The organism is Myroides fluvii (assembly GCF_009792295.1).
Taxonomy (GTDB): Bacteria; Bacteroidota; Bacteroidia; order Flavobacteriales; family Flavobacteriaceae; genus Flavobacterium; species Flavobacterium fluvii_A.
Window position 1 is genome coordinate 1,509,800 of record NZ_CP039934.1, and the last position, 16,376, is coordinate 1,526,175.

The following is a 16,376-nucleotide window of genomic DNA, read 5'->3' on the forward strand; positions in this document are numbered from 1 at the left end:
AAAACACTTCATTTAGCCATATTATTAAGTTGTTGATAATTATTTGGAATAAAATCAACGTTTATTTGGTGGTAATTGTAAAATCCTAATTAGGTTGTTAGTATGAACGACTAGATTGCATAGCAACAAAAAAATACGGTGTTTTTTACTTGTTAAAAGCAGGAGAGACTGACTAAGGAACAGCGTCCATAATACAGTTGCAATGGGAGCACGTTCTCCGTGCTTCTGATTCATAAAAGTGCTTAAAATGCGGTAAGAAATCAGTTTCAATATCGGTTAATTCGAAATATACTTCATACAATTTCTCGTTGCAATTTTCGCAATACCACAATAGTCCATCTTTTGCATGCGCTGCCTTGCGTTTGGTTTCTACAACCAGACCTATAGAATTGGCTGTGCGAATAGGGGCGTGAGGCATTTTTGCGGGAAGGAGATAGATATCACCTGGGTTCAGTGTAATGCGCTTTCTTTTCCCTTCTTCTTGAATGTCGATGTGTATGGTACCTTCCAATTGAAAAAAGAACTCCTCGTTTTCGTTATAGTGAAAATCTTTGCGGTTATTTGGACCTCCAACGACCATAATGATGTAATCTTTAGCATCGATAAAAAGATTCTTATTAGACACAGGAGGTTTCAGTAGGTCTTTGTTTTCATTCACCCACTGTAACAGGTTAAAGGCTACGGCATTACTCATAGGATAAAAATGCGTTTAGTTACTTTTACTCAACCAATTTTGAGGGTTGTCAATATTGGAGTTGTGCGAAAGTAAGAATTTTAAAACAGTTTTTCCATTGCTGTTGGTGTTAATTGTTCCGATGGTCTGTTTTAAGCTTACCTTGTCCCCTTTTTGAATTGTAACATCGCGTAAATTTTGGTAAACGGTGATGTAATCTCCATGCTGAATTAAAACGGCTTTATTTCCTCCAGATAAAACTTGTACCTGCAGTACCTCTCCTTCAAAAATAGCCCTTGCCTTGGCATTGGATTCTGTGGTAATCTCCACGCCACTGTTGTGAATCGTCAAGTGTGTTTGTACTGGATGCGGCTGATCTCCATAAGGAAGAGATACATACCCTTTTTCAACGGGCCAAGGTAATTTGCCACGGTTGGCCTTGAAGTTGTCCGCTACTAATTTTCCTTCCGGCGTTAGTTCAAAAGTAGCCGCTGAAGAAGTCGTTGCTGTTGATTTTGTAGTGGTTTTACCCGCTTTGGCAGCTGCTTCTCTTGCTTTTCTATTGGCTTCCTCAATAGCTTCGCGAATTAACTGCTGTATTTTGCGGTCAATTGCTTTGGTTTCGTCTTGTTTTTTCTTAATCTGTTCATTGAACTTCTTCTGATCTTTCTTTACAATAGAAACCAAGTCTTTTTGTTCCGTTAAATCTTGTTGTAAATTCTTTTCGTTTGTCTCTTGCTCAGCTAAAAGCTTGCGTTGTTTTTCTTTTTCAACCTCTAGTTTAGCTAAAGCTTCTTTCAACAATACTGTTTTATCTTTTAGTTCCTCTCCTTGTTGTTTTCTGAATTCGGCGTATTGCTTTAAGTATTGTACGCGTTTATACGCCTGAAAGAAATTTTCAGAAGAAAGAATGAACATCATTTTACTTTGATTGGAGCGGCTTTTGTATGCTGTTACAATAGTCTTGGCATAATCTTGCTTTAGCTGTTCTAATTCTTTAGCTAATGCATTGGCCTCTTTTTGATTTTTTGCAATCGTGTTATTGGTGATATTGATTTGCTTGCGAACATTGCTAATCAACTGTCTGTTTAACGTAACTTTTCGGTTGATTTCATCAATTTCAGTTAAAATATTGCGCTCCTTCGTTTGCTCCTTATGAAGTAACTGTTGTACAGACTTTATCTCAATAATAATCTGCTGTTTTCTGCGTTCTAACTGTTCTTGTGTCTCTTTTTGTTGGGCACACAAAGGCAATGCCATTAAAATGAACCATATCGTGCAGTATGTTTTTCTCATAGGGATTTACTTCTTAAGCCATACAATATTACGGATTTTTTACAAATTAATCATTTTGTATCCTTTTGGAACGCTATAATTAAGGCGTAAATCTTCATTAAAGGACACTTTTCGGTAATGAATAGCTAAATTTAGTGTTTTTTCTCCTTCTTCTGCTACAATATTTAGTTCAGTTGGCACAATAAAATGCTTGAATTTTTGATAACCAGGATAGGAGATCGTCACTTTTCGATTGGAGTCGCGCTCTTCAATAGCTTCTTTTTTTAATAAACTATTTTCATCCTCAAAAAAGTAGGTAGATTGTAATTCTTCTTGTTCAACGGATTGTACTTTGTGTAAGCCCTTTTCTATGGTAGCGACAAACTCTTTGGTGTTTTGACTATCCAATACTTGACCCAATAATAAGTTTTGAAGGCGATTGAAATTGATGTCTGTACCGACAAATTGCGTTAGAATATCGAACCCTCCTTCAAAAGCAGTTTCATTTAGCTTATTGTAGTATTGCAAGTTCTCGGGGGTAACTAATGCTTTAAAAATAGGAATATCCGCATAGCGAATATTGATCTGAATTTGCTTGTCCTTCTCAATTAAAATCTCAATGCCTACTTTTCGATTTTCAAATTCATCTTTGTATTGTGCTGTTCCCTGAAGGGTAACGGTTTTAAACTGCTGTGCATTTTTCGCATGATCATTCAAGATGACTAAGGCTGTCTTTGATTTTGTTGCGTCTGATTCGCGTAATAAAAACCCTTCGCCTCCTTTTTTACAACCGATAAACAACAAGCTTGTAAGGCATAAAAATGCAATCTTTTTCATATTTTGTAGCTAAATAGTTTAGTACTCCGAATATAGATAAAAAAAATCCGTTTTAAAGAAATTTAAAACGGATTTAATAGTATTAGTCTAAAACAGAATAATCACCGATACTAACGTTCGTATGATTTCCGTTGTATTTAGCGTGGTTTCCAATCATGGCATTGTCCAAGTTGGCATTTGCAATATACGCGTGAGTTTGAATTAAACTGTTTTTGATTGTTGCGTTTTCTACTTTTGAATCATTTCCTAAGGAAACGTTTGGACCAACAGTTGCATTTTTTAATACCACGTTGTCTCCAATATAACAAGGAGGAATAATGCTGCTATTTTCTAACTGCGCAGTAGCAGAAACGTAATTGCCCTGTTCGGCTTCTAAGAAATTTAGCATGCGATTATTTGTGTCAACCGTAACATCTTTGTTTCCACAATCCATCCATTCATCTACTTGTCCAGGAACAAAGCGCATACCTTTTTGCTTCATGTTTTCTAAGGCATCGGTTAGTTGGTATTCTCCACCTTTAATGATGTTGTTGTCTAATAAGAACTCCAATTCTTGACGCAGTGTTTCTCCGCTTTTGAAAAAGTAGATACCGATAATAGCTAAATCAGAAACAAAAGTTGCTGGTTTTTCTACAAAATCAACAATTTCATTTTGGTTATTTAATTGAACAACACCAAAAGCGCTAGGGTCTTCTACTTGTTTTACCCAGATTACACTATCGGCTGTTTTGTCTAAGTTGAAATCTGCGCGGAACAAAGTATCTGCATAAGCTACTACGATAGGTCCTTTCATACTCTCCTTGGCACATAAAATAGCGTGCGCTGTTCCCAATGCTTCATTTTGGTAACAGATACTTCCTTTAGCCCCTAACTTTTCCGCAATCGCGATTAGGTCTTTCTCCGTTTGTTTACCAAAACTTTCGTGAATAATAAAGGCAATTTCTTCAATCTTGTCATCTAAAACTTTGGCAATATCCTCTACCAGTCGATGTACAATTGGCTTCCCTGCAATGGGAATTAAAGGTTTAGGTGTAGTTAAGGTATGCGGGCGTAAACGCGATCCACGTCCAGCCATTGGTACAATGATTCTCATTTTGTAGCGTATTTATTATAGGGTTTTTATTTTGTTCCTGTGCTTCCAAATCCTCCAGTACCACGCACTGTTTCTGAAAGAGTGGCTGCATCTTCCCATTGGATTTGTTCGTATTTTGCAATGACCATTTGAGCAATGCGTTCACCATTTTCCACCACAAAAGGCTCTTTGGATACATTGACTAAAATAACGCCAATTTCTCCTCTGTAATCCGCATCAATTGTACCTGGTGAATTTAATAATGTGATGCCTTTTTTGGCAGCTAAACCACTTCTTGGTCTAATCTGAGCTTCATATCCTTCAGGAAGTTCAATGAATAATCCCGTAGGTACAATGGCTCTTTCTAAACTGTTTAAAGTAATAGGCTCAGTAAGATTGGCTCTTAAATCCATTCCTGCAGATTGCGTCGTTTCATAATGAGGCAAAGCATGTTGTGATTTATTAATAATTTTTACAGATGTCATTGCGTATAATATTAAAATAGAGCAACAAATATAAAGGTTTGTTCCGACAATTGAATAATTGATTTTTAGTTTTCCAGACCAGTTTTTTGAAATAACCTTCGTGTGGCAACTGAAGAATCAAACTTAAAAAAGAAAGATTCACCCATTTAATTTTGTAATTTCGTATCTCATGTTAGAGAACAGAAAAATATTTACCCTACACGCTATCTTAAATCGCGTTCAGCAAGTTTTTGATGAACTTATGCTGGGAAAGTATTTTTGGGTTAAGGTAGAAGTGCTCAAAGTTTCTAAAGATCGCCGTGGACACTATTACCTAGAGTTAGTAGAACAAGTAGATGATCAGGTATTAGCGCGATGTAGAGCGACGATTTGGCAACGCAATGTGGAACGCTGTATAATTGACGGAGGAGAAGAGCTGGAAAAGGTAGTCAAAGCAGGAGCGGAAATTTTGTGTTATGGCGAAGCTGTTTTTCACCCTATGTACGGTTTTTCTCTGCATGTTATTCACGTCGACTATGCCTTTAGCTTGGGTGAAATTGAACGCAAAAAACAAATGACGTTGATGCAGTTAAGCGAAAGGGGATTGCTTCAACTCAACAAGAGCAAAGCCTGCCCTATTGTCCTTCAAAAAATTGCGGTTGTAGCTTCTGTAGGAACTTCCGGATATGAGGATTTTGTACAGCATTTAACGAAAAATCCTTATGCCTTTAATTTTGTCTTGACGCCTTTTGATACACAAGTGCAAGGAGAAGAGGCAAGCGCAAATATCATTCGGCAATTAGCCGCCGCCGCAAGGGGTAATTTTGACGTTGTAGTTATTATTCGTGGTGGAGGCTCGAAATTTGATTTAGATGTGTTTAATTCGATTCAAGTTGCAGCGCAGATAGCCCAAATGCCGTTTGCTGTTTTCACTGGAATTGGCCATGAAACAGATAGTACAGTAGCCGATTTTGTCTCGCATACTTATTTTAAAACACCTAGTGCAGTAGCAGCGTATATCGTTGCTTTAGCTTTAGCGTTTGATGTATACCTAACACAAAGTCGAGCTAAACTTATGGAGCAAACACATCGCCTTATGGAACAAACAAAAAATCGATTGATTCAATTGGAAGAAGGTATAGGGAATAACAGCAAGTTTCGAATAGGTGAAAGTCAAGGACATTTAGAAACGCAAACGACAGCCTTGTCTCATGTCGTCCAACAACTAATTCAGCAGTCAACAAGTGAATTGCGTCTGGTGGAGTTAACCCTAGAATCTGAAGCTAAGATCTTGTTGAAAAAGAAAGAAAATACAGTACAAGATTACGCGACTCGATTGGCGTTCTGGGGTAAGCAAAGTATTGGGGGGGAGCGACAGCGTATTATTCGCTTGCACGAAATGATAATCGCTTGTGTGAAGTATAAAGTAACTCATACCAAAGCAAAACTAGAGCAAAGAGAAGAAATTTTACCTTTATTTACGATTGAGCATTTGTTGAGAAAAGGCTTTGCGGTGGTTCGTCACCAAGGTAAAGTCTTAAATGAATTCACTGTGCTACACAAGGGAGATGAGCTTGAATTGGAGATACACAACAAGGTATATCAAATTACAATTGACAGTATAGAAGAAATAAAACGATGGAAAAACTTACTTATGAACGAGCAGCTGATGAATTAGAACAAATTCTCACTGCCTTGAAAAACGATGAAGTCACCGTAGATGAATTGGCTGAAAAGGTTGAACGCGCTTCTCAGTTGATTGTTTTTTGCAAGAAAAAACTAACAGCAACGGAAGAGAAAATAGATAAGATTATGGACAAATTAGAGCAATAATAAAAAAGCTTCAAGGAAACCCTTGAAGCTTTTTTATTATGTATTGGGTGACTGTTTAGTTGGATCTTGACTATGGGATATAAACTGTCTCACATCATCAGAAGAAGGAAGTTCAAATACCTCTAAGTGGAAGTAGTCAATAGCAGCTAAGACATGGTCAAAGATATCAGCCATTACGGTTTCATAAAAGGCCCAAACCGTGCTGTTGGTAAACATGTACAACTCAATAGGCAAACCGTGCTCTGTGGGTTGTAAATGACGAACCATCAAGTGATATTCTTTGTGTATGTTTGGGTTTTGTTGTGTATAACGCAATACATAGGCACGAAATAAACCGATGTTGGTCATGCGACGACCATTGATAGGCATCGATTGATCTGCTTGTGTGCTGATGTTGTAGTCGTCAATTTCTTTTTGACGTTCCTCGATATAAGGTTTTAAAAGTTGGATTTTCTTTAATTCGTTAATTTCCGATGGTTCTAAAAAGCGAATCGACGACATCTTAATGTTGATGCTTCGCTTAATTCTTCTTCCGCCAGAAACTTGCATTCCACGATAGTTTTTGAAAGAATCACTAATGAGTAAATAGGTTGGAATTGTCGTAATTGTTTTGTCGAAGTTCTGCACTTTTACTGTACTTAGATTAATTTCCAAAACAGTACCATCAGCGCCAAATTTAGCCATCTCAATCCAGTCACCTACGCGAACCATGTCATTCGTCGATACTTGTATACTCGCCACAAAGCCCATGATGGTGTCTTTGAAAACAAGCATAAGAATTGCTGAAGCGGCTCCCAATGATACTAAAAACTTCACGGGATCTTTACCTGTAAGGGTTGAAAAGATGATAACACCCGCAAAGAAATAAAGGATAATACTTGCTACTTGCGTATAGCTATCAATGGGTTTATCTGCTAGACGAGGTTTGGTTTTCGCATAATCTCTTACTGTTCGGATAATGGAACGGAAGAGCAACGTAATGACGATTACAAACAATATATTAGTCAAGGATAAAACAAAGGAGATAACATTGGGAAAGCCCATGAAAAATATGGGGAATAAGATACGCGCTAAGGCCACTGGTATAAAGTGGGTAATATTGTGTAATACTTTATTGTTGATGATCATATCATCCAATTTTGTTTTACTCAAGGCTGCATATCTTCGGGCAATGACAATGAATATGTTCTTTAGCATGTAGTCTAAAGTAAACATGACAATAGAAAAGGCAAGAAGTAGAGCGATTGTCGTAACAACATGCGTTTCATCCTCTTCGAGGCGTAAAAAATTTAGGTGATCAAAAAACCATTTATAAATGCCATTTAGTTGACTAAAGTCAATTATTTCGTCTATGTTTTTTTGATTTAAGGATGAGAGAAACATTGTCGTTTGTTTTTAATTGAGAAAATGCAAGATAAGTAATATATGTCGCTTTAAGTGTTAATTAGATGGCAAATAAGGTGGTGAAAAGGAGTGAAAATTCAAAAAAAGCGCTATAATAACGTAGTTATAGCGCTTTTTTCGATTGGTTTGAATCTTACAATTGATTCAACATTTCGTTGATTTTATCCAGATTAGGCGTGAGAATAACCTCAATACGCCTGTTTTTTGCTTTTCCTTCAATGGAACTGTTGCTCATGATAGGAGCGTATTCACTTCGGCCAGCAGCTGTGAGATTCTTTTTGTCAATCGAGCTGTTTTCTGTTAGAATAGAAACAATAGCTAATGCGCGTTTGGCAGAAAGGTCCCAGTTGTTCTGAACCCCATCTCCTAAATTGCCTATCACCTTATCATTGTCGGTATGTCCTTCAATTAATACTGAAATATCAGGATTGGTAGCCAAGACTTTTCCTAATTCGACGACGGCACTTTTCCCCTCTTCATTCACAGACCAACTACCCGACTTGAAGAGCAGTTTATTCTCCATCGAAACATAGACTTTCCCATTTTTTTGTTCAATGGTTAATCCTCGTCCCTCAAATGCATTTAGCGCTTGCGATAAATTATCTTTTAAGGCCTTCATTTGTTTGTCGTTTGCAGCTAAAATACCTTCTAATTCCTGCACGCGTTTTGATTTTAAATCAAGTTCAGCCTTTGCTTTTGCTAATCTTGCAGCTTCTGCTTGTAGTGATTCTTCACTGTGCTTTTCTAGATTTGCATACGAATGCTGTAAGTCATTGAGCTTATTTTGTGCTGCTGAAATTTCGGCATTCAGATTTTGACGTTCTTGTTGTAAGTCTTTCAACTGTTGAGCCAGTTGTTTTTTGGCTTGTTCTAAATCGCTCATCGAACTATTTAGCATATCTAAATCGTCAGCTAAACGTTGGTTGTCATCCAAAGCCGTTTGATAATCTTGATTGAGTTCATTGTATAATCTTCGAGTTACACAAGAAGAAAGTAAAGTAAGTGTTAGTAAACTGATAGACAGTCTTTTTATCATGCGATTGAATTTTTAAATGGATTATGCTTTAATTTCTACGACAATAGGACAGTGATCTGAATGCTTGACCTCTTGCAATATGGCAGCGTTTACTATGCGGTCTTTCATTGGTTCAGACACCATATTATAGTCAATTCTCCATCCTTTATTGTTATTTCTCGCATTTGCGCGATACGTCCACCAGCTGTATTGGTGTGGTTCTGTATTAAATAGTCGGAAACTATCAATAAAACCATGGTCAACGAATTGATCTACCCAAGCCCTTTCTTCTGGTAAGAATCCAGATACTTTGGCATTGCGAATCGGATCGTGAATATCGATGGCTTTGTGACATATATTGTAATCACCACTGATGATTAGGTTGGGGATTTCTTTTTTCAATGTTTGAATATAAGCAAAAAAAGCATCCATGTATTGGTATTTGAAATCCAAACGATCAATATTAGAAGCAGAGGGTAAATACAAGGACATCACAGAGAATGTGTCAAAATCAACACGTAAATTTCTGCCTTCAAAGTCCATGTAGTCAATACCCGTTCCATAAGTGACCTGGTTGGGTTTTTCTTTACAAAAAACAGCAACACCACTATACCCCGCTTTTTGAGCAGAAAAATAGTATTGGTAGGGGTAGCCAGCTAAGGTAATTTCATCCGTTGGAATCTGATCTTCTTTCGCTTTGATTTCCTGTAAGCAAATGATATCAGCATTTTCTTCTTGCATCCATTCTAGAAGGCCTTTTTTAATTGCTGCGCGGATTCCATTTACGTTATAGGAGATAATTTTTTTCATTGTGCTCGATTTTTGTATGAAAACCAAAAATAGAAAAAATAAACATTCCGATGTTGTAAAAGAATAGGAGAGGAGTGTTTTTAATTTTTAATTAGCATTCGGCAAAAGTTAAAGATAGAATAGCGGTTGATCTACTTGGAACGGAGGTAGTTTTACCGTATATTTTGTTAAAAAATATAAAATATTAGAAATTATGAGGATAGATGCTCAAAGAAGAATAATTAATTTTCACATCATATATCTTTTTTTTAATCAGTTATTTAGGTCAATATCTTTAACTATGCTAGGGATATGCAGTCAAGGACGATAAAATAAAATAGATTACCTAAAGATTTTAGTATATTTGTATTACTTAAATTTTCAAATTGATGGGGTTAGTAACAGCTAAGGAAGTAGCGAAAGCGATTAACGTGGACAAGTATGGTATCTTGGGTACTTTTACTGGGTGGATGCTTATGAAAACGCTTAAGATTACCACATTAAATAAGATTTACGATAGAAATAAACAGTTAGAAGAGTTAGAATTTTTAAACGCAATCTTAGAAGAATTTCAGATTGAATTTCAGATTGACCCAGAGGAGTTAAAACGATTGCCGAAGAAAGGACCCTATATTACTATTTCCAACCATCCATTGGGTGGTATCGATGGGATGCTCCTCTTGAAATTAATGTTAGAGCATGATCCGAATTTTAAGATTATAGCCAATTTTTTATTGCATCGTATAGAACCTTTGAAACCCTATATCATGCCTGTTAATCCATTTGAGAATAACAAGGATGTGAAATCAAGTGTATTGGGATTAAAAGAAACGCTTAGGCATTTAAGCGATGGTAAACCTTTGGGAATATTCCCAGCAGGGGAAGTGTCTACTTATAAAGATGATCGATTAGTGGTCGATAAACCATGGGAAGAAGGAGCAATTAAGCTGATTAAGAAGGCTAATGTACCGGTAGTTCCTATTTATTTTCATGCGAAAAACAGTAAATTATTTTACTTTTTATCGCAAATTAACCCAACCTTGCGCACGGCAAAGTTGCCTTCGGAGCTATTGACACAAAAAGATCGCGTAATCAAAATACGCATCGGTCGTCCAATATCGGTTGAAGAACAAAATGAACATTATGATTTAAGCGATTATGGTAATTTTTTGCGTTTTAAAACGTATCTGTTGTCTAATGCTTATAAAGATGAGGATTCCCGCAAGTGGATTAAAGTTCCGTCTTTTAATTTTAAATTTCCAAAGATGGTAAAGGACATTGTCCCTCCACAACCGATAGACAGAATTAAACAAGAAATTGAGGTTCTGCGCGAGAAAGATTTCCGATTGTTGCAAAGCAAGAATTACGAAGTGTTTTTGTGTAAATCAGATTTGATTCCCACCATATTATTAGAACTTGGTCGACTTCGTGAGGTTACTTTCCGCGAAGTGGGTGAAGGAACAAATAACGAATTAGATTTAGATCAATACGATAAATATTATCACCATATGTTCTTATGGGATAATGAAGCTGAACAAATATGTGGGGCTTATCGCATGGGATTAGGATCGGAAATTTATAAGAAGTACGGAATTAACGGTTTTTATCTCAATGAATTATTCCGTTTTGAGTCAGAACTTTATCCTATGATGGCACAGTCTATAGAAATGGGACGTGCATTTATCGTCAAAGAGTATCAACAAAAACCAATGCCTTTATTTTTATTATGGAAGGGCATTGTACATACAACATTGCGCTTTCCTGAACATCAATATTTAATTGGAGGAGTAAGTATTAGTAATCAATTTTCCGATTTTTCTAAATCGCTGATGATTGAATTTATGCGATCACATTATTTTGATCCTTTTATTGCACAGTATGTTACGCCCAAGATGGAGTATAAGGTAAATTTAAAGGATGCTGACAAAGATTTGATTTTTAATGAAACAGAGTCAGATTTAAATAAATTTGATAAAATCATTGAAGATGTAGAACCTGCAAAATTGCGAGTACCCGTGTTAATCAAGAAATACATCAAACAAAATGCAAAGGTAATTGCTTTCAATGTTGACCCTTTATTCAATAATGCCATTGACGGGTTAATGTATATCAAAATTGCCGATTTACCAGAAAGTACGGTCAAGCCGGTGATGGAGGAATTTGAAGCAGAACTCGAGCGAAAAATACAAGAAGAAGCGAATAAATATAATTAATCATAGAAAGAGTCCATCGTGACTCTTTTTTTGTGCTTTTTTTTGAGTTTATTGGCTTTTTGTAGCTGAGAGATGTTCGTATTTTACTTCTCATGTTGTTTTTTTAAATAAAAAATTCACTATTTTTTGTATAATTCAAAAAAACGTATACTTTTGAGTTGTTAAATAAAAGTAAAAAACAATGTTCAGAAAAGTTAAGTTTTTTTTAGTTTGTGCAATGATTGCTATAAGCGCTTCAGCTTGTAGCTCGGATGATAGTTCTACTTCAAGTAAAAAGTCGGGAACAGGATATAGAGTTTCAAATGAAGAATATGTTGTTGAGGTTAAATCGTCTAAGATGGTAGAACTTCAACGGGTAGAAATAGCAACAATTGAAGGAAAAGACGTTAAAACCTTTGTTAATGACGATTTTTCTGGAAGAAATGATTGGGTTAAGGATTTTAAAAAATCAGTAAAACAAAAAATCACTGTTGCTGTATATGCAGATGGACCAGATGAACATGCTACAATGTCTATCCGCGTTTTTAAAAGTGAAAATCTAATTAAAGAGATTACTGCAAAAGGAGAAAAGTTATACGGAGAAGTGGTTTTCTAAGCGTTTGATGCGACCGACTATTCCGGTCTTTTGTTTGTCCTATTCAGGATAAAATATGCAATCCCTTTTTTCAAAAAGTGTGCCTTGCTTTTTATATGCCCTATTGTTTTAACTTTCTGGTATTTAAAATGTTTTGTTAAACTTTTGTATAAGGTAAAAAAAAACCTATTTTTGAATTGTTAAATAAAAGTAAAAATGATGTTCAGAAAAGTTAAGTTAAGTTTAGTTTGTGCAATGGTTGCCGTAGGACTGTCTGCTTGTAGTTCAGATGATGGAAATCCGGTACTTAAATTGGATAAAAAAGAATATAATGTGTTAATAGAAATTACCGATGATGTCGAAATGAAACAAATCACGGCAGTTTACTATGATGGGGTTAATGTAAAAGAAGATAAGTTTATCAAACCTGCTCCTGTAGTTGATGAGGATGCAGAGGGAGAACAGAATCAAGAACCCAAAATTACAAAGTGGGAGAGAAAGTATATTCTTACAGCTGCAGAACATGTGAGCATTGAAGCAGTTGGTGTAGGGACAGACGTATCTTCTAAATTGACTATTACGGTTACTGATAAATTGGGATTCGAATTGCAAGAGAAGAAAATTGAAGGTAAAGATTTATACCTCGCAATTAAATTGTAGTAAATTACATTGCTAAGAATGTATAAATAAGAATAAGATGTTCAGAAAAATCAAATTTATATTACTTGCTATAGGGCTTAGCTGTGGAATTACAAGTTGTAGTTCAGACAACAGCAATAAAGAGATGATCCCTGAAGGAAAAGAGCATTTTGTCACAGTTACTGTAACAGAAGATGCTGTTATTAAAAAAGTAATGGGAGTGATTTATGAAGGGAATAATTCAAAAAATGACTTTATTGATGATTTGGCAGTGACGGAATGGTCAAAAGTCTATCACAAAAAAGAGAAAGAAAAAATTAGCTTTACAGCTCAGGGTTTAGGACGAAGTGAGGAATCCAAAATGGAAATTAAGATTACTACTAAAGAGGGTGAGGTTGTTGGAGAAGCTTTTTCAATGGGAGATGTATTAAACGCTACGGTTGTGATTGATGCCGATAAGAAAGATAAGAAATAAAAAAGGTGCTACATGCACCTTTTTTATTTCTCGTGAAACGTATTTCGTATTTTATCTATAATTACCTGGGCTAATTTTTCTTTACTTTCAAAAGTCCAACCCGCAATATGAGGTGATAGTAATACCCGCTCCGATTCGATTAAATACCGCATCGGTTCTGGTAGAGTGTCATCAGCAAATAGGTGTTCAAATGAAGATTTTTCGTATTCTAAAACATCTAAAGCCGCACCTTTCACTTTGCCACTTTCTAATGCTGCGATCAAATCAGCGGTATGCACGGATTTACCTCTTGCCGTATTGATGAGCCAGAAAGGCTTGGCCATCTGCTCAATAAAAATTTTGTCAACAAGATTCGTTGTTTCTGCTGTTTGTGGAATATGTAAACTTACAATATCTGCTCTTTGTTGTAACTCGGCTAAGGAAACTTGTTTCGCATACGGATTGCTTAAGTTGTCTTTGATATCGTGAAAAATAACTTCACAATCAAAGCCTTGCAAGCGTTTTGCTAAAGCATTTCCCATGTGCCCATATCCAATAATACCCACCGTTTTTCCTTCAATTTCGTGGCCTCTATTGCCCTCGCGTATCCAGATGCCTCGACGTACCTCTTGGTCAACGATATTCAATTTATTGAAGAGCGTTAATAACATACCTAACGCATGTTCGCCAACTGCTGTTTGGTTCCCTTCTGGAGCCGCAATTAAGACAATGCCTTTGGATGCCGCAAATTCACAATCAATGTTTTCTAAACCTGCTCCAACACGACCAATGAATTTTAGTTGGGTTGCTTTCTCAAGAAAGGATTGATCTATTTTGAAGCGACTGCGTATGATAACACCCTCATATTCGTGTATCGTTTCTTCTATTTTTTCTTTACTTGACGTGTAATCTTCAATATTAACGTATCCCAATTGATCCAATTGTGTTAGCATTAAAGGATGATTACTATCCAGGTGTAATACTTTTTTTGTTGTCATACCATTAAATTTAGAAACCCAGAATGACCTTGGCAATGGAGAAGTAAATCAAAATACCAAAAATATCATTGCTTGTAGTGATAAATGGACCCGTAGCTAAGGCAGGGTCTACACCATATTTATTTAGAAAAATAGGAACAAAGGTGCCGATTAAGCTCGCGATAATAATCACACTAATCAACGCAATAGAGACAGTAACGCCAATGATGTAATCTACACCCAGTAAAACGTGACTTCCAATCATCAGTAAAATGGCTAATAAGAATCCGTTGAGTAAACTCAAGGACACTTCCTTGCCCAAGCGTTTCCAAATAGATCCTGAAATCGTGTTATTCGCAAGTCCTTGTACAATAATCGCAGATGATTGCACGCCCACATTTCCCGCCATAGCTGCAATTAGTGGGGTGAAAAAGAATAAAACTCCAAATTTCTCCATTGCATCCTCAAAACTACGGGATACATTTACGGCAACAAAACCACCTATCATGGCTAAAATTAACCAAGGCAATCGCGCTTTGGTCAACGTTAATATACTGTCATTCGTATCGACATCTTGAGAAATACCCGCCGCCAACTGATAATCCTTATCTGCTTCATCTTTAATGACATCGACAATGTCATCAATGGTAATTCGACCAACTAATCGGCCCATTTCATCTACAACAGGTATAGCCTCGAGGTCGTATTTCTGCATAATACGTGCTACCTCAGTATCTTCGGTATCTACCTTCACATAATCTACTTTTGGAATATAAACATCGCTAATGTGGGTAGTAGTAGAAGACGTAAGTAAATCTTTGAGTGATAAGCGTCCTTTTAAACGGCCCTCGTGATCTACAACATAAATAGAATGTACCCGAGAAACGTGTTCTGCTTGTTTGCGCATCTCTTTAACACAAGTGAGTATAGACCAATTTTCATTAACCGATACAAACTCTTTTGCCATCAATCCCCCCGCTGTATCCTCATCGTAGCGCAATAATTCAACAATGTCCTTCGCGTGTTCTAAATCTTCTAGCTCTAAAAGAACCTCCTCTTTTCTCTTCTCTGATAATTCAGCAATAATATCTGCCGCATCATCTGTATCGAGTTCATCAAGTTCTTCTGCAATTTCTTTAGGAGATAGACTTTTTAGAATCTTTTCTCGTAAATCCTCATCTAGATTAAGTAATATTTCTGCAGTAACTTCACTATCTAATATATCGAAGATATAAATCGCTTCCTCTGTGTGAAGCTCATTCATCATCTCAGCAATATCCACAGCGTGAATATCCTTGAGAAGTTCTAGTAATTCTGCTTCTCTTCCTGTTGCAATAAACTCTTCGATTTGTACAATAGTTTCATCACTGATTTTGAACTCCATGTATTTCTATTTTTTTTGTAAGATCAATAAATTCTTCTACACCTAATTGTTCTGGACGCATGTTAAAAATAGTTTCTTCTCGTATCTCATCGGGTAAACCAAAACTTTTTAAGCTATTTCTCAGCGTTTTTCGACGTTGATTAAATGCTGTTTTTACAACAGTAAAAAACAATTTTTCGTTACAAGGCAGGGTGTAATTCTCCTTTCTACGCATGCGCATCACACCTGATTTTACTTTGGGTGGAGGATTAAACACATGTTCTGATACGGTAAATAAATACTCCGTATCATAAAAAGCTTGTGTCAATACAGAAAGAATACCGTAGGTTTTACTTCCTTTCTTCTCACAGATACGCTCTGCAACTTCCTTTTGAAACATACCCGAAAACTCAGGAACAAAATCGCGAAGCTCTAAAGCGCGAAATACAATCTGAGTTGATATATTATACGGAAAGTTTCCAATTACAGCAAAAGGCTCTTGATTAAACGCTTGTACAATGTTGAATTTTAAAAAATCTTGTGCAAAAATATGGTTGTGTAATTTTGAATAGTGCTGGTTTAAATAGTCTACTGATTCCGTGTCTATTTCTACAACAAAGGTTTCGATAGGTTTCTCCAAAACATATTTGGTTAACACCCCCATTCCAGGGCCGATTTCCAATACTTTTTTATACCCCTCTAAGGTCAGTGTATCAGCAATTCGCTTGGCAACGTTTTCATCCGTTAAAAAGTGCTGTCCCAGGTGTTTCTTCGCTCTAACTTTATCCATTGAT

Annotated in this window: 17 protein-coding genes; 6 read left to right on the forward strand and 11 right to left on the reverse strand. The window is 36.3% G+C overall.

The window, feature by feature from the left end:
• Positions 1-172 precede the first annotated feature (172 nt).
• The 5 genes from FBR08_RS06890 to dut all read right to left on the reverse strand — a co-directional run bounded on the left by FBR08_RS06890 (position 173) and on the right by dut (position 4,342).
• A complete protein-coding gene (locus FBR08_RS06890) occupies positions 173-694 on the reverse strand; it encodes a 3-hydroxyanthranilate 3,4-dioxygenase (RefSeq protein WP_158962055.1) in 522 nt (173 codons plus the stop codon).
• Between the two features lie 15 nt (positions 695-709).
• Complete coding sequence (locus FBR08_RS06895) at positions 710-1,969, reverse strand: murein hydrolase activator EnvC family protein (protein WP_158962056.1); 1,260 nt, start codon at positions 1,967-1,969, stop codon at positions 710-712.
• Between the two features lie 39 nt (positions 1,970-2,008).
• Positions 2,009-2,785, reverse strand: a complete 777-nt coding sequence (locus tag FBR08_RS06900) for a DUF4292 domain-containing protein (protein WP_158962057.1) — start codon at positions 2,783-2,785, stop codon at positions 2,009-2,011.
• Positions 2,786-2,867: 82 nt separating this feature from the next.
• Complete coding sequence (locus FBR08_RS06905) at positions 2,868-3,878, reverse strand: sugar phosphate nucleotidyltransferase (protein WP_158962058.1); 1,011 nt, start codon at positions 3,876-3,878, stop codon at positions 2,868-2,870.
• A 26-nt stretch (positions 3,879-3,904) separates the two neighbouring features.
• On the reverse strand, positions 3,905-4,342 hold the full coding sequence (gene dut / locus FBR08_RS06910) for a dUTP diphosphatase (protein WP_158962059.1): 438 nt from the start codon (positions 4,340-4,342) through the stop codon (positions 3,905-3,907).
• A gap of 169 nt (positions 4,343-4,511) precedes the next feature.
• Here dut and xseA point away from each other — a divergent pair, with 169 nt between their 5' ends.
• Complete coding sequence (gene xseA, locus FBR08_RS06915) at positions 4,512-5,999, forward strand: exodeoxyribonuclease VII large subunit (RefSeq protein WP_158962060.1); 1,488 nt, start codon at positions 4,512-4,514, stop codon at positions 5,997-5,999.
• Positions 5,960-6,154, forward strand: coding sequence for an exodeoxyribonuclease VII small subunit (gene xseB / locus FBR08_RS06920; protein WP_158962061.1), 195 nt, complete (start codon positions 5,960-5,962; stop codon positions 6,152-6,154). Before xseA ends, xseB begins: the two co-directional genes overlap by 40 nt.
• 36 nt (positions 6,155-6,190) lie before the next feature.
• Here xseB and FBR08_RS06925 read toward each other — a convergent pair whose 3' ends face one another.
• From FBR08_RS06925 to FBR08_RS06935, 3 genes are all read right to left on the reverse strand, one after another.
• A complete protein-coding gene (locus tag FBR08_RS06925) occupies positions 6,191-7,537 on the reverse strand; it encodes a mechanosensitive ion channel family protein (protein ID WP_158962062.1) in 1,347 nt (448 codons plus the stop codon).
• A gap of 154 nt (positions 7,538-7,691) precedes the next feature.
• Positions 7,692-8,594, reverse strand: a complete 903-nt coding sequence (locus FBR08_RS06930) for an OmpA/MotB family protein (RefSeq protein ID WP_158962063.1) — start codon at positions 8,592-8,594, stop codon at positions 7,692-7,694.
• Between the two features lie 21 nt (positions 8,595-8,615).
• The gene (locus FBR08_RS06935; protein WP_158962064.1) at positions 8,616-9,383 is read right to left on the reverse strand and encodes an exodeoxyribonuclease III; all 768 of its coding nucleotides are present in this window, start codon (positions 9,381-9,383) and stop codon (positions 8,616-8,618) included.
• 368 nt (positions 9,384-9,751) lie between these two features.
• On the opposite strand from FBR08_RS06935, the gene FBR08_RS06940 reads away from it, so the two are divergent.
• From FBR08_RS06940 to FBR08_RS06955, 4 genes are all read left to right on the forward strand, one after another.
• Complete coding sequence (locus FBR08_RS06940; RefSeq protein WP_158962065.1) at positions 9,752-11,575, forward strand: GNAT family N-acyltransferase; 1,824 nt, start codon at positions 9,752-9,754, stop codon at positions 11,573-11,575.
• 181 nt (positions 11,576-11,756) lie between these two features.
• Positions 11,757-12,170: a hypothetical protein gene (locus tag FBR08_RS06945; RefSeq protein WP_158962066.1), complete on the forward strand. Its 414-nt coding sequence runs from the start codon at positions 11,757-11,759 to the stop codon at positions 12,168-12,170.
• A gap of 195 nt (positions 12,171-12,365) precedes the next feature.
• The gene (locus FBR08_RS06950) at positions 12,366-12,809 is read left to right on the forward strand and encodes a hypothetical protein (RefSeq protein WP_158962067.1); all 444 of its coding nucleotides are present in this window, start codon (positions 12,366-12,368) and stop codon (positions 12,807-12,809) included.
• 37 nt (positions 12,810-12,846) lie between these two features.
• Complete coding sequence (locus tag FBR08_RS06955; RefSeq protein WP_158962068.1) at positions 12,847-13,263, forward strand: hypothetical protein; 417 nt, start codon at positions 12,847-12,849, stop codon at positions 13,261-13,263.
• Between the two features lie 23 nt (positions 13,264-13,286).
• Here FBR08_RS06955 and FBR08_RS06960 read toward each other — a convergent pair whose 3' ends face one another.
• Genes FBR08_RS06960 through rsmA form a run of 3 tightly spaced genes read right to left on the reverse strand, consistent with a single transcriptional unit; the run spans position 13,287 to position 16,372 of the window.
• Positions 13,287-14,240 carry a 2-hydroxyacid dehydrogenase gene (locus tag FBR08_RS06960; RefSeq protein ID WP_158962069.1) on the reverse strand — a complete coding sequence of 318 codons (954 nt, stop codon included), beginning with the start codon at positions 14,238-14,240 and terminating at the stop codon, positions 13,287-13,289.
• Positions 14,241-14,250: 10 nt separating this feature from the next.
• The gene (gene mgtE, locus FBR08_RS06965) at positions 14,251-15,603 is read right to left on the reverse strand and encodes a magnesium transporter (protein ID WP_158962070.1); all 1,353 of its coding nucleotides are present in this window, start codon (positions 15,601-15,603) and stop codon (positions 14,251-14,253) included.
• On the reverse strand, positions 15,584-16,372 hold the full coding sequence (gene rsmA, locus FBR08_RS06970) for a 16S rRNA (adenine(1518)-N(6)/adenine(1519)-N(6))-dimethyltransferase RsmA (RefSeq protein WP_158962071.1): 789 nt from the start codon (positions 16,370-16,372) through the stop codon (positions 15,584-15,586). Before rsmA ends, mgtE begins: the two co-directional genes overlap by 20 nt.
• Between the last annotated feature and the right edge of the window lie 4 nt (positions 16,373-16,376).